Origin of the sequence: Paraburkholderia agricolaris, from assembly GCF_009455635.1 — a bacterium.
GTDB lineage: Bacteria > Pseudomonadota > Gammaproteobacteria > Burkholderiales > Burkholderiaceae > Paraburkholderia > Paraburkholderia agricolaris.
Genome location: NZ_QPER01000001.1, coordinates 4,349,559 through 4,363,630 on the forward strand (window position 1 = coordinate 4,349,559; position 14,072 = coordinate 4,363,630).

The following is a 14,072-nucleotide window of genomic DNA, read 5'->3' on the forward strand; positions in this document are numbered from 1 at the left end:
CCCGCCCTTACGCGGCCGGCGGCGTCAACGTCTATTGCAAGCAAATGGCCCAATACGTCTTCACCATGAACCGGGTCGGCAAAATCGTGCCGCCCAAGCGTCAAATCCTGAAAGACATCTCGCTGTCGTTTTTCCCCGGCGCGAAGATCGGCCTGCTCGGCCTGAACGGCTCGGGCAAGTCGACGCTGATCCGCATCATGGCCGGTGTGGACAAGGACATTGAAGGCGAAGCCACGCCGATGCCGAACCTGAACATCGGCTATCTGCCGCAGGAGCCGCAGCTCGATCCGAACAAAACCGTGCGTGAAGCGGTCGAGGAAGGTCTCGGCGACGTCTTCGGCGCGCAAAAGAAGCTCGACGAAATCTACGCGGCTTACGCGGAACCGGACGCCGACTTCGACGCGCTCGCCGCGGAGCAAGCCAAGTACGAAGCCATTCTCGCCACCACCGACGGCAGCGCGGAACAGCAGATCGAAATCGCCGCCGACGCACTGCGCCTGCCGGCATGGGACGCGAAGATCGAACACCTGTCGGGCGGCGAAAAGCGCCGCGTCGCGCTGTGCAAGCTGCTGCTCGAAAAGCCGGACATGCTGCTGCTCGACGAACCGACCAACCACCTGGACGCGGAATCGGTCGACTGGCTCGAACAGTTCCTGACGCGCTTCCCGGGCACGGTCGTCGCCGTCACCCACGATCGCTACTTCCTCGATAACGCCGCCGAGTGGATTCTCGAACTCGACCGCGGCCACGGCATTCCGTGGAAGGGCAACTACAGCAGTTGGCTCGATCAGAAGGAAGAGCGCCTGAAGCAGGAAGAGTCGTCGGAATCGGCGCGTCAGAAGGCGATCAAGAAGGAACTGGAGTGGGTGCGTCAGAACCCGAAGGGCCGTCAGGCGAAGTCGAAGGCGCGGATTGCCCGCTTCGAGGAACTGAACAGCCAGGACTACCAGAAGCGCAACGAGACCTCGGAAATCTTCATCCCGGTCGGCGACCGCCTGGGTAACGAAGTGATCGAGTTCAAGAACGTCAGCAAGTCGTATGGCGACCGTTTGCTGCTCGACGACGTCAGCTTCAAGATTCCCGCAGGCGCGATCGTCGGCATCATCGGGCCGAACGGCGCCGGTAAATCGACACTGTTCCGCATGCTGACCGGCCGTGAACAACCGGATTCGGGCGAGATCGTGCAAGGTCCGACGGTCAAGCTCGCATACGTGGACCAAAGCCGCGATGCTTTGGACGGCTCCAAGACCGTGTTCGAGGAAATCTCCGGCGGCGCAGACGTGCTGACGGTCGGCAAGTACGAAACGCCTTCGCGTGCGTACATCGGCCGCTTCAACTTCAAGGGCGGCGATCAGCAGAAGACCGTCGGCAACCTGTCGGGCGGTGAGCGCGGCCGGCTGCATCTGGCGAAGACGCTGATCGCGGGCGGCAACGTCCTGCTGCTGGACGAACCGTCGAACGACCTCGACGTCGAAACGCTGCGCGCGCTGGAAGACGCGTTGCTCGAGTTCGCCGGCTCGGTGATGGTGATCTCGCACGATCGCTGGTTCCTCGACCGGATCGCGACGCATATCCTGGCATTCGAAGGTGATTCGCAAATTACGTTCTTCGACGGCAACTACCAGGAATACGAAGCGGACAAGCGCGCACGTCTCGGTGAAGAAGCTGCACGTCCGAAGCGCCTGCGTTACAAGCCGATCGCGCGATAAATCGCGAGCCTGGCGGCCCGCTCGTGGGTGGATGAGCGGGCTGTTTTGCCTCACTGGCCGGTCATTTTGAACATCAAGGCACCCCGGCAGCGTCTTGCGTTTGCCGGATAAGCGGCGCACGGCACACGCATTGCTGATCACGCGGTGACACACGTCGTCCGACTGAATGCGGCAACTCCGCCGGATCAGACGCATCAAATAACCGTGCGCCGAACCGGCGCGCACACAGGCCGATCACAGCTATACCGCGCCCGGCGCGGCGACGAGGAGGCAAGCATGGCGATGTCGAAGGGCAAGCGCTGGGCTATCGCCATCGGTGGCGTGCTGCTAGTGCTGATCGTCGTCGCAGTCGCTGCGTTGCAGTTCGCGCAGCGCGAAGTCAAGGAACGCATCGTTGCGGCGCTCGGACCGTTAGGCAGCGCCGAAAGCATCCAGGTCGGCCTCACCTCAGTCCATCTCACCAACGTTCTGCTCAAGGCGCCACCCGGCTGGCCCGCTGGCGATCCGTTACGCGCCGACGAAATCACGCTCACGCCCGACATCCGCGATCTGCTCGCGCGGCGCATCCATATTCGCAGCGTGGTGGTACACGGCTTCGACATCGCCGTATTGCGCACCAAAGACGGCACGATCCGCCTGCTGCCGAATCTGCGGGAATCGGTGAACAAGTCCGACGAAGAAACCGGCGGCGGCGCACCCTCCACCCCACGCGAAAAGCTGATCGACCACATCGCCTTCGAGCAGGGCAACTTCCATTTCTACGATATGACCGTTGGGCCGCCGGCATTCAAGGTGACGGTCAGCAACGCCAATGCGACGGTCGATCATCTGCATCTGCCCGCGCTCAGCGAACCGACCACGGTCGATCTCACCGGTTCGATCAAAGGCCCGACGCATACCGGCACGGTCTCGTTTAGCGGCTGGATCAAGATCGCCAGCAAGGATTCGCAGACCACCAGCAAGCTAAGCGGCATCGATGTCGTGATGCTCGATCCGTATTTGCTGAAGAAGGCCGGCGGGAAGGCCCAGGTGAGCGGCGGCACGGTCGACCTGACTGTGGAGTCGACGGTGCGCAACTATCAGTTGCACGCGCCCGGCACGGTGACGATCCACCATCTGCAACTCGCCGACAGCGACAATCCGCTGGACACCTTCATGTCGATTCCGACCAAGGCGGCCATTGCGGCGCTCAAGACGCACAACGGCGATATCACGCTGCATTTCGAGCTCGATGGCGACCTGCGCGACCCGAAGTTTTCGGTGCAGGAGGGTCTGATGAAGCGCCTCGGCGCGGGGTTTGCGAAATCGCTAGGCGTGAGCGTCGAGGGCGTGGCTAAGGGCACCGGCGAAACGGTGAAAGGTTTGGGTAACGCGTTGAAGAATCTACTGGGGCAGTAGGCTTAAACCCGCAACCCCAACCCACGCAGTCGCGTCTCGGTTTGCACCGCGCTCGTATGATGCACACCGTGCCAACCCAAGGCCGTCGCGGCCTCGGCGTTTTTCAGATTGTCGTCGATGAAGACGAGTTCGCCTGGCTGAATGCCCGGCAGTTGCGCCTCGATCCGCTGGTGCATGAGCGCGAAAATCGCCGGATCGGGCTTCACCAGCTTTACCTTGCCCGACACGACGATGTCACGAAACCGCCGCAGCACGGGGTAATGCTCCCACGCATACGGAAACGTCTCCGCCGACCAGTTGGTCAGCCCGAAGAGCGGCACGTCAGCCGCCTCGAGCTTTTCCATGATCGCCACACCCTCTTCCAGCACGCCGGCCACCATCTCGTGCCAGCGCTCGTAGAACGCGCGGATCAGCGGCGCGTGATCGGGAAACCGGGCGACGAGTTCGTCGGTCGCCTCGACGATCGGCTGACCGCCGTCCTGACGGATCACCCAATCCATCGAACAGACGTGGGTCAGAAACCAGCGGCGTTCTGTGTCGTCAGGAATCAACTGACGGTAGAGATACTCGGGGCTCCAGTCGATCAGCACACCGCCGAAATCGAACACCACTGCCTTGATGGCCATGCACGCACTCTCCCTAGGGTCGTGGCGACAAACTCAGATGGGTTGGGTACGCAGTTCGAGCCACGTCTTCGCCTCGCCCGACACATGCGGCGACAGGCGCGCGCGCACCGTCTCGTGATACCCGTTGAGCCATGCACGCTCGTCTTCACGCAGCAGCGACAGGTCGAGGCAGCGCGTGTCGATCGGGCACAGCGTGAGCGTTTCGAACTCGAGGAAATCGCCGAACTCGGTTTTCTCCGCCGGCACGTTCAGCACCAGATTCTCGATCCGCACGCCCCACTTGCCCGGCCGGTAAATGCCCGGCTCGACCGAGGTGATCATGCCCTCTTCCATCGCCGTCCACGGTTCGGCCGGTGCATAGTGCGAAATCACCTGCGGACCTTCGTGCACGTTCAGGAAATAGCCCACGCCGTGACCGGTGCCATGACCGTAATCGGCGCCAGCCTCCCAGATCGGCGCGCGGGCGATCGCGTCGAGCATCGGCGAACGAATGCCGCGCGGGAACTTTGCGCGCGACAGCGCCATGGTGCCTTTCAGCACGATCGTGAAATCGCGCCGCTGTGCATCGCTGATGGTGCCGATCGGCACTACCCGCGTGATGTCGGTCGTGCCGCTCAGATACTGCGCGCCCGAATCGATCAGCAACAGACCATTGCCCTCGATCACCGAATGCGATTCTTCGGTTGCGCGGTAGTGCGGCATCGCGCCGTTCGCGTTGAAGCCCGCGATCGTCGCGAAGCTCAGCGACACGAAGCCCGGACGGCGCGCGCGGGCTGCCGTCAGACGCTGGTCGATCGTCAGTTCGGTGATCGTTTCACGGCCCAATGCACCTTCGAACCACGCGAAGAATTCGGCGAGCGCCGCACCGTCCTGCTCCATCGTCTCGCGCACATGGTCGGCTTCCGCCTCGGTCTTGCGCGACTTGAAGAAGGTGGACGGATTGACCGCCTCCACCACCTTCACCGTGGACGGCACCAACTGCAGCGAGCCATAGGTAATGCGGCGCGGGTCGATCAGCAGCGTGCTGCCGGCCGGCAGTGCGGCTAGCGCGTCGGCGGCCTTCGCATACGGCTCGACGTTGATGCCGTCACGCGCGAGCGCCTCGGCCAGCGCCTGAGGCACCTTGCCGTCGGCGACAAAAAGCGACGCGCTTTGCGGACCGATCAGTGCGTGCGCCACGAACACCGGGTTGTAGCTGACATCGGCGCCGCGCAGATTCAACAGCCACGCCAGGTCATCCAGCGTGGAAATGAAGTGCCACTGCGCGTCCTTTTCCGCCATCGCGCGGCGAATCTGCGCGAGCTTTTCCGAACGGGCGACGCTTGCGTGCGGCGCGGCATGCTCAAACACGGCGGCGGCGGGCAGCGACGGGCGCTGCGGCCAGATCGCGTCGAACAGATCCACGTCGGTGCGCAACTTCACGCCGCGTGCGCTGAGCGCCTGGCCCAAGGCACGCGCCGCCGCCACACCGAGCACGGCGCCGTCCACACCGACCGTACCGCCGGTCGCGACGTTCTGTGCGAGCCATTCGAAATGCGGCGCGGTCTGCTGGCCGCCGGTCATCTTCATCAACTGAACGCCGGTGCCGGCCAGTTGCGCGTTGGCTTGTTCCCAATAACGGCTATCGGTCCATACGCCGGCGAAATCGGCGGTCACAACCAAAGTGCCGGCCGAGCCGGTGAAACCCGACAGCCACTGCCGGCCTTGCCAGCGCCCAGGTAGATATTCGGAGAGATGCGGATCGGAAGACGGCACCAGATAAGCGGCTACACCTTCGCGCGCCATTGCATTGCGCAATGTCGCGAGCCGTTCGGGGATGGAGGAGGTTTCGGGAAGTCGGGCATTCATCGGAGTCACCTGCAAGTATTCATCGACGGGAAAGCAAGCCGACCGTCACGGCAACGGCGATCAACGCGACGCCGGTGCATACCGGCCATTCGAGCGTATCGCCATCATGAAAGAGACCAACCACATTGCCGGCCATGCGCGCGAGCGCCGCGCCCAGCACGCCGGCCAGTAACGCCGCCCACCAGGGAGCGCGGCTCGAACGGCGCAGCGGATGCAGCCACCAGCCCGCAAGACCGATCACCACACCCAGCACCAGGATTCCGGGCCACCCCATTAGCAGGGGACCTCACACAGATTCAGACTTGTCTCATAGGCGCGCGGGGTCAAGACAGCTAGCATTTTCTTCTCATTAACCATAGAGGTTCAGCACGGCGCTTTCCGCATAGCGGTTGAGTTTAGGGGGTCGGGGTGATGTTAGGCAAGCTGTAAGCCTTACGGAGAAGCCTGGCCCCTGGTCATTGCCACGCTGACAGCGCGCCATGCGAATCGCCCTTATCGAGCCGGATCTACGGCACGCCACCCTAGTCGGCCGGCTGATTTTTGCGGGCGGCCATATGTGTCAGCACTTCACCGCCAGCGCACCGTTCCTGGATCAGGCTGCCGACGAATTCTTCGATCTGCTCATCACGGAAAGCTGGGCCGGCGACCGTTCCGCCGAAGACGCGATCCCCCGCGCCCGCTCCATCCTGCCCGGCTTGCCAGTGATCGTACTGTTATCGGAACCCCGCGAGAGCCAGATCGTCGCCGCGCTGCACGCCGGCGCCGACGACTGCCTGGCCAAGCCGGTCCGCGGCCCTGAAATGCTGGCCCGGGTAGACGCGCTGCTGCGGCGCGCGGGCTTGCGGCGGCCACCCAATCGGCGGCGCGACACGATCGGAGGCTACGCGTTCGACGCCGCGCAGTTTGCCGTCACATTCCGCAATCGAACCGTTGCCCTGACGCCCAAAGAATTCCGCTTTGCGTTGCTGCTTTTTAACAACCTGTCGCGGCCGGTATCGCGCGCGCATATTCTTGAAACCGTCTGGACACGCCGCCGCGACGTAAGGTCGCGCACTGTCGATACCCACGCATCGCGCGTGCGGACCAAATTACAGTTGCGTCCGGAGCACGGTTATTGCCTGACACCGCTTTACGGCTACGGCTACCAACTCGACGCTATCCCGCCAGAAGCGGTTGTGGAGGCCGGATGACGCGCGCAGAATGAAAGAATCATGAAAACGCTATAATATTGGGCTAAACCATAGCGCCCCATATGCAGCTTCTAACGATCGGAATCAATCACCACACTGCGCCTGTCGCCTTGCGCGAACGCGTGGCGTTTCCGCTCGAACAGATCAAGCCTGCACTGGATACCTTCAAGAGCGTCTGGCTCGGCCGCACCGCCCGCACGGCGCCGGAAGCGGCAATTCTGTCCACCTGCAACCGCACCGAGCTGTACTGCGCGACCGACGACCAGGCCGCGCGTGAAGCCGCGATCCAGTGGTTCTCGAAATACCACAACCTGCCCATCGACGAACTCGCGCCGCATGTCTACGCGTTGCCGCAGTCGGAAGCCGTGCGCCACGCTTTCCGCGTCGCATCGGGGCTGGATTCGATGGTGCTGGGCGAGACGCAAATCGTCGGACAAATGAAGGATGCGGTGCGCACGGCGTCTGAAGCCGGCGCGCTCGGCACCTATCTGAACCAGTTGTTCCAGCGCACCTTCGCCGTGGCGAAGGAAGTGCGCAGCACGACCGAAATCGGCGCACAGTCGGTTTCCATGGCAGCAGCAGCCGTGCGGCTCGCGCAGCGGATTTTCGACAAGGTCTCGAACCAGCGCGTACTGTTCATCGGCGCGGGCGAAATGATCGAGTTGTGCGCCACGCACTTCGCCGCGCAGCAGCCGCGCGAGCTGGTGGTCGCCAATCGTACCGCCGAGCGCGGCACCCGCCTCGCCGAACGCTTCAACGGCCGGGCCATTCCGCTCTCGGAACTGCCGGCGCGCATGCACGAGTTCGACATCATCGTGTCGTGTACCGCTTCCACCCTGCCGATCATCGGTCTGGGCGCGGTCGAGCGGGCCGTGAAAGCGCGCCGCCACCGGCCGATTTTCATGGTCGATCTGGCCGTGCCGCGCGACATCGAACCCGAAGTCGGCCAGCTCGAAGACGTGTTCCTGTACACCGTCGACGACCTCGGCGCGATCGTGCGTGAAGGCAATGCGTCGCGGCAAGCCGCGGTTGCGCAGGCCGAGGCGATCATCGAGACGCGGGTGCAGAATTTCATGCAATGGCTCGACGCGCGCAGCATCGTGCCGGTGATCCGCCACATGCATACCCAGGCCGACGTGTTGCGTCGCGCCGAAGTCGAACGCGCGCAGAAAATGCTCGCCCGCGGCGAGGATCCTGCAGCGGTGCTCGAAGCGCTGTCGCAATCGCTCACCAACAAACTGATCCACGGCCCTACGCACGCACTCAATCGCGCGAGCAGCGAGAACCGTGACACGCTCATCGAATTGATGAGCGGTTTCTACAAACACTCCGGTTCTACGGAGCGTTAGCGGCGCAGCCACCGCCGCACCATCCGCGCCGCCCCGAGTGGCCCGCGATGTGCTTCTGACCAGGGCATCCGCCCACTCCCCTAGTCGTCGTCCTTGCCGGAGTCCGCTCCGATACCCGTCCGATGAAAACGAGCATGCAACGCAAGCTCGACCAGCTCACTACCCGGCTGGCCGAACTGAACGACCTGTTGAGCCGCGAGGACATTACCTCGAATCTCGACCAATACCGCAAGCTCACGCGTGAACACGCCGAGCTTGGGCCGATCGTCGAACATTACGCGTTGTGGCGCCAGGCCATGACCGACGCGGCCACCGCGCAGGAACTGCTGGCGGACGCGTCGATGCGCGACTTCGCGGAAGACGAAATTCGCACGTCACGCGAGCGGATGGAAAAAATCGGCGCGGAATTGCAGAAAATGCTACTGCCGAAAGACCCGAACGACGACCGCAACATCTTCCTCGAAATCCGGGCAGGCACCGGCGGCGACGAATCCGCGCTGTTCGCCGGCGACTTGCTGCGCATGTACTTGCGCTTCGCCGAGCGCAATCGCTGGCAAGTGGAAATGATGTCGGCGAGCGAATCGGACCTTGGCGGCTACAAGGAAGTGATCGTGCGAATCGCCGGCGAAGCGGCGTATTCCAAGCTCAAGTTCGAGTCGGGCGGCCATCGCGTACAACGCGTGCCGGCCACCGAAACGCAGGGCCGCATTCACACGTCGGCGTGTACGGTCGCGGTCATGCCCGAAGCGGACGAAATTGGCGAGGTCGAGATCAATCCGGCCGATCTGCGCATCGATACGTTCCGCGCGTCCGGCGCGGGCGGTCAGCACATCAACAAGACCGATTCGGCCGTGCGCGTCACGCACTTGCCGACGGGCATCGTCGTCGAATGTCAGGACGACCGGTCGCAGCATAAGAACAAGGATCGTGCGCTGAAGGTTCTGGCCGCACGCATCAAGGACAAGCAGTCGCACGAGCAGCAGGCGAAAGAAGCCGCGACACGCAAGAGCCTGATCGGCTCGGGCGACCGCTCGGAGCGGATTCGCACCTACAACTTCCCGCAAGGGCGTCTGACGGATCACCGGATCAATCTGACGCTGTATCGCCTCGACGCGATCATGGACGGCGATCTCGACGAACTGATCGCGGCTTTGGTCAGCGAGCATCAGGCCGAGTTGCTGGCATCGCTAGGCGACGCGGACTAAAGCGGATGGATCCGGTCACGCCCACTGCGCTGTTGCGCGCCTCGCCGCTGCCGCCGCTCGAAGCGCGGATTCTGCTCACGCACGTGCTCGGCTGGCGGCACACGCAATTAATCACGCGCAGCGAAGAAGCGCTCGACAGCCCGGTCGTTGAACGATATCGGGCGCTGGAAGCGCGGCGCGCGGCTGGCGAGCCGGTGGCGCAACTGGTCGGCGCGCGCGAATTCTTTGGGCTTGATTTCGACGTGACACCGGACGTCCTGATTCCGCGTCCCGAAACCGAGTTGCTGGTCGAAACGGCGTTGGCGGCGCTGGGAAACACCTCGCGGTCACGCGTACTCGATCTGGGCACCGGCACCGGCGCGATTGCCGTAGCCATTGCGTCGATGCGTCCCGACGCGCGGGTCTGGGCGCTGGACCGTTCCGCTGAAGCGCTGGCGGTGGCCACCCGCAACGCCGCGCGTCTGCTGGATGGCGGACGCCTTGGCGGCGCCGTGACCTTATTGCAAAGCGACTGGTACGGTTCGCTCGACACAACTTTGCACTTCGACGTGATCGTCAGTAATCCGCCGTATATCGCGAGCGGCGACCCACATCTGTCGCAAGGCGATCTACGTTTCGAGCCGCGCGCTGCGCTCACCGACGAAGCCGATGGACTCAGTGCGATCCGCAAGATCATCGCTGGCGCGCCCACACGGTTGGCCGCCAACGGCGTATTGTGGATCGAACACGGCTACGATCAGGCGCAAGCCGTACGCGGTCTGCTGAGCGCGCAAGGTTTTGCGCAAGTCCGCTCGGAGCAGGATCTTGCCGGCATCGAGCGGATCAGCGGCGGCCGATGGCCCAATTAAGTCCGCTTGTCCGCCTTGATTCCCAAGGCGGCCAAGCGTCTCCCGGCCGGTCTTACCGAAATCCGCTATCATTTCAGCCTATTCCCTACACATAACGGAACCGCAAGGTCAGTCATGGATACGCAACAACGCATCAAGCAAATCGTCGACGAAAATAACGTCGTGCTCTTCATGAAGGGCACCGCCCAGTTCCCGATGTGCGGCTTTTCCGGCCGCGCCATCCAGATTCTGAAGGCGTGTGGCGTCGGCGAAATCAAGACCGTCAACGTGCTTGAAGACGACGAAGTCCGCCAGGGCATCAAGCAGTTCTCGAACTGGCCGACCATTCCGCAGCTCTATGTGAAGGGCGAGTTCGTCGGCGGCTCGGACATCATGATGGAAATGTACGAATCGGGCGAACTGCAACAACTGTTCGCTGCGGCCTGAACGGCCGCTGCCCGAACGTTCGTTGTCCATCGATAAGGCGCCGCGAGCCATGGAAACACGTGCTGCGGCGCCACGCCGGCTGATCGTCGCGATCACCGGCGCGACCGGCGCCATCTACGGCATCCGGTTGCTCGAGACGTTGCGCAAGCTTGGCGGCGTCGAGAGCCATCTGCTGATTTCGGGCGCGGGCTGGCTCAATATCCAGCACGAACTCCAGTTGAGCAAAGAAGACGTGCATCCGCTCGCGGATGTCGTCCACTCGGTGCGTGACGTGGGCGCGAGCATTGCATCCGGCTCGTTCGCCACCGACGGCATGGTGGTCGCCCCCTGCTCGATGAAGACGCTGGCGAGCGTCGCACACGGCTTTTCCGACAATCTGATTACCCGCGCCGCCGACGTCACGCTCAAAGAGCGCCGCCGGCTCGTCCTTCTGGTGCGCGAAACGCCGTTCAATCTTGCGCATCTGCGCAACATGACGGCGGTCACCGAAATGGGCGGCGTGATCTTCCCACCCCTGCCCGCTTTTTATAATCAGCCTGCAACGATCGACGAAATGATCGATCACACGGTGGCGCGCGTGCTGGATCTGTTCGCGCTGGGACCCGCCATGTCCTTGGCCTGGCAGGGCCTGCGCGAGACAGATTAACAACACCCGCGACACAATCAATTCCATTTGCGCCCGTTTATAAAACATCGGTGCGAACCTATATTGATAGCAACCCCACTTCCGCGCCGCGCTCCCGCGGCGACGTTGCTGCCATGAATCGCTTACCGTCGCTTTTCCTTTCTCACGGCGCGCCCACGCTGCCGATCGATCCGTCCCTGCCGTCTGCCGAATTCGGTGAGCTCTCGGCGCAACTGCCGCGTCCTGAAGCCGTGCTGATGCTGTCGGCTCACTGGGGCACGGCGCAGCCGGTGGCGAGCACGTCCACGGCGCCGGAAACCATTCACGATTTCTACGGCTTCCCGCGTCAGTTGTACGAGATTCAATATCCGGCTCCAGGTGCGCCCGATGTCGCGCGCCGAGCCGCCGCGCTGCTAGGCGAACACGGCATTCTCACCGCCGCCCAGCCGCATGGACTCGACCACGGCGCGTGGGTGCCGATGCTGCTGATGTTCCCCGAAGCCGACCTGCCGGTCGCGCAGTTGTCGATCCAGCCTCACATGGACGCTGCCCATCACTTCCGTGTGGGCCGCGCGCTGCGCTCGCTGAAAGACGATGGTGTGATGGTGATCGGCTCGGGCCAGATCACGCACAACCTGCGCGCAGCGGATTTTTCCGCGCGCCCGGAAGACGCCGATCCACGCGTGGCCGAATTCACCGGCTGGTTCGAGGCCCGGCTCGCCGCGCATGACATCGACGCGTTGCTCGACTATCGTCGTCAGGCACCGCACGCGGTGCTGATGCATCCGACCGACGAACACCTGCTGCCGGTATTCGCAGCGCTAGGCGCGGCGGATGATGATTATTCGCTGGCAATCCAGTCGCTCGGTACCTATCAGCGCTCGCTCGCCATGACGAATTACGTGTTCGGCACCGCCTGATACACCGCAAACGCAACAAAGCGCCACAAACAAAAAGCCCGCCTGACAACTCAGGCGGGCTTTTTTCATACTGCGCCGGACCAGAGCGGCCCGGCGCAAAACTCAACACGGCAATTTAATGCGCGCCCATGCCTTCGAGCACTTCGTCGTGCGTCTGACGCTCTTCGAGGTAATCCGAGCGATAGCCGCTATGCACGCCCCAGTAGTAGAACACCAGCGAAAACGCGATCACCACCAGCATGTCCCAGCCATACGGCAGAACGCCACGGCCACCGAACTCCTTGCTGCCGATCAGCGACAGGATCGCCATCACCGGCAGGTAGGCCACCAGCCACCAGGCGGCCTTCAGATCACGCCCCCAGCCGCTGAAACCCGACTTCGCCTGGAAGTAGAAGTACACCGGCAGCGCGACGATCATCAGCAGAATGATTTCGCCGGTCAGCGGCCACTTCGCCCAGTACAGGATCAGCGACGCGCACACGAAAGCGAACGGCGCAATGATCTTCATGCCCGGAATGTGCAGTGGGCGCTCCAGGTCCGTCGCCGCGCGGCGCAACGCCATCAGGCTAATCGGGCCGGTCAGGTACGAGATCACGGTCGCGACCGAGATCACCGCCGCCAGCGAGCTCCAGCCGCGGAAGAAGAACAGGAAAATGAACGACACCAGCAGGTTGAACCACATCGCCTGACGCGGCACGCCGTAGAACGGGTGCACGTTACCGAACATCTTCGGCATCGTGTTGTTGCGTTCCATCGCGTAGATCATGCGGGTGGTGGTCGCCATGTAGGTCGTGCCAGTACCGCTTGGGCTGACGAACGCGTCGACGTACAGCAGGATCGCCAGCCAGTTCAGGTTCAGCGCAATCGCCAGTTCAGCGAACGGCGACGCGAAGTTGAAGTGGCTCCAGCCCTTCATCACTTCGCTCGGGCTCACCGCGCCGATATACGCGATCTGCAGCAGCACATAGATCACCAGCGCCAGCAGGATCGAACCGATCACCGCAAACGGCACGCTCTTGGCCGGATTGCGCGCTTCACCGGCAAGGTTGATCGGGCTCTGGAAACCGTTGAACGCGAAGACGATGCCGCTCGTCGCCACTGCGGTCAGCACAGACGACCAGCCATACGGCGCGAAGGTGCTCACTTCGCCGAAGTTTTCCTTGTGGAAGCCCGTCAGCATGAGACCCGCGATCGTCGCGCCCGGAATCAGGAACTTGAAGACCGTGATTGCCGAATTGGCGCGCGCGAACAGCTTGACGCCCCAGTAGTTCAGCAGGAAGTAAACGATCACCAATGCGGCGGATAGCAATAATCCATTGGTGGTTAATGACCCGTTCACGAATAGCGCGTGCGCCCATGGATACGGCCACGTGCTCATATATTGAATGGACGCTTCCGCCTCGATTGGGATCACCGAGACAATGGCGATCCAGTTGGCCCATGCGCTGATGAAACCGACCAGGGCGCCGTGCGAATAGCGGGCGTAACGCACCATGCCGCCCGACTCCGGGAACATCGCGCCGAGTTCGGCATAGGTCAAGGCAATCGCGAGAATCACCACCGCACCGATCACCCATGCACAAATGGCAGCCGGCCCGGCAATTTTTGCAGCCTTCCACGCGCCGAACAGCCAGCCCGATCCGATGATCGAACCCAGGCCGGTCAGCAGCAGCGCGACCGGGCCGATGTTCCGTTGTATAGAACTTTTCACATCTTCTCCTGTGTCGACCGGAGCTGGCGCTGTAGCACTTACTCCGGTCCCATACACCGTGTGTCGGCCGGAGTTAATGCTTTAGCACTTACTCCAGCCCTATGCAAGTTTGCCGCATGTCGGCACCGCGTGACATCGCTTGTGACGCTGGGAACGGGTGACGCGCATGCATACGCGCCGGTTCATTCTAATCAGGTGCAACCGACGCGCGGCGCGT

Annotated in this window: 13 protein-coding genes; 9 read left to right on the forward strand and 4 right to left on the reverse strand. The window is 62.8% G+C overall.

Annotation, left to right across the window (positions count from 1 at the left end):
• The first annotated feature begins 44 nt into the window (after positions 1-44).
• Together ettA and GH665_RS19085 are read left to right on the forward strand one after the other, a co-directional pair.
• A complete protein-coding gene (gene ettA, locus GH665_RS19080) occupies positions 45-1,709 on the forward strand; it encodes an energy-dependent translational throttle protein EttA (RefSeq protein ID WP_093643520.1) in 1,665 nt (554 codons plus the stop codon).
• Between the two features lie 276 nt (positions 1,710-1,985).
• Positions 1,986-3,107 (forward strand): DUF748 domain-containing protein, encoded by a 1,122-nt coding sequence (locus GH665_RS19085; RefSeq protein WP_153137521.1) that lies wholly within the window; start codon positions 1,986-1,988, stop codon positions 3,105-3,107.
• 2 nt (positions 3,108-3,109) lie between these two features.
• Here the strand turns inward: GH665_RS19085 and GH665_RS19090 are convergent, their stop codons facing one another.
• Genes GH665_RS19090 through GH665_RS19100 form a run of 3 tightly spaced genes read right to left on the reverse strand, consistent with a single transcriptional unit; the run spans position 3,110 to position 5,855 of the window.
• Positions 3,110-3,733 (reverse strand): HAD family hydrolase, encoded by a 624-nt coding sequence (locus tag GH665_RS19090; RefSeq protein WP_153137523.1) that lies wholly within the window; start codon positions 3,731-3,733, stop codon positions 3,110-3,112.
• 33 nt (positions 3,734-3,766) lie between these two features.
• Positions 3,767-5,581 carry an aminopeptidase P family protein gene (locus GH665_RS19095; RefSeq protein WP_153137525.1) on the reverse strand — a complete coding sequence of 605 codons (1,815 nt, stop codon included), beginning with the start codon at positions 5,579-5,581 and terminating at the stop codon, positions 3,767-3,769.
• Positions 5,582-5,600: 19 nt separating this feature from the next.
• Positions 5,601-5,855, reverse strand: a complete 255-nt coding sequence (locus tag GH665_RS19100; RefSeq protein WP_028199677.1) for a hypothetical protein — start codon at positions 5,853-5,855, stop codon at positions 5,601-5,603.
• A gap of 205 nt (positions 5,856-6,060) precedes the next feature.
• Here GH665_RS19100 and GH665_RS19105 point away from each other — a divergent pair, with 205 nt between their 5' ends.
• The 7 genes from GH665_RS19105 (at position 6,061) to GH665_RS19135 (ending at position 12,144) form a co-directional block, all read left to right on the forward strand.
• Positions 6,061-6,771, forward strand: coding sequence for a response regulator transcription factor (locus tag GH665_RS19105; RefSeq protein ID WP_153137527.1), 711 nt, complete (start codon positions 6,061-6,063; stop codon positions 6,769-6,771).
• Positions 6,772-6,833: 62 nt separating this feature from the next.
• Positions 6,834-8,120, forward strand: coding sequence for a glutamyl-tRNA reductase (gene hemA / locus GH665_RS19110; RefSeq protein ID WP_153137529.1), 1,287 nt, complete (start codon positions 6,834-6,836; stop codon positions 8,118-8,120).
• Between the two features lie 122 nt (positions 8,121-8,242).
• Positions 8,243-9,325 (forward strand): peptide chain release factor 1, encoded by a 1,083-nt coding sequence (gene prfA / locus GH665_RS19115; RefSeq protein ID WP_153137531.1) that lies wholly within the window; start codon positions 8,243-8,245, stop codon positions 9,323-9,325.
• A 5-nt stretch (positions 9,326-9,330) separates the two neighbouring features.
• A complete protein-coding gene (gene prmC / locus GH665_RS19120) occupies positions 9,331-10,173 on the forward strand; it encodes a peptide chain release factor N(5)-glutamine methyltransferase (protein WP_153137533.1) in 843 nt (280 codons plus the stop codon).
• 114 nt (positions 10,174-10,287) lie between these two features.
• Positions 10,288-10,599 carry a Grx4 family monothiol glutaredoxin gene (gene grxD, locus GH665_RS19125; protein ID WP_012434475.1) on the forward strand — a complete coding sequence of 104 codons (312 nt, stop codon included), beginning with the start codon at positions 10,288-10,290 and terminating at the stop codon, positions 10,597-10,599.
• A 49-nt stretch (positions 10,600-10,648) separates the two neighbouring features.
• Positions 10,649-11,245, forward strand: coding sequence for a UbiX family flavin prenyltransferase (locus tag GH665_RS19130; RefSeq protein ID WP_153137535.1), 597 nt, complete (start codon positions 10,649-10,651; stop codon positions 11,243-11,245).
• Between the two features lie 113 nt (positions 11,246-11,358).
• Positions 11,359-12,144, forward strand: a complete 786-nt coding sequence (locus tag GH665_RS19135) for a DODA-type extradiol aromatic ring-opening family dioxygenase (RefSeq protein ID WP_153137537.1) — start codon at positions 11,359-11,361, stop codon at positions 12,142-12,144.
• 115 nt (positions 12,145-12,259) lie between these two features.
• Here the strand turns inward: GH665_RS19135 and GH665_RS19140 are convergent, their stop codons facing one another.
• Positions 12,260-13,855 (reverse strand): APC family permease, encoded by a 1,596-nt coding sequence (locus GH665_RS19140; RefSeq protein ID WP_153137539.1) that lies wholly within the window; start codon positions 13,853-13,855, stop codon positions 12,260-12,262.
• Positions 13,856-14,072 lie beyond the last annotated feature (217 nt).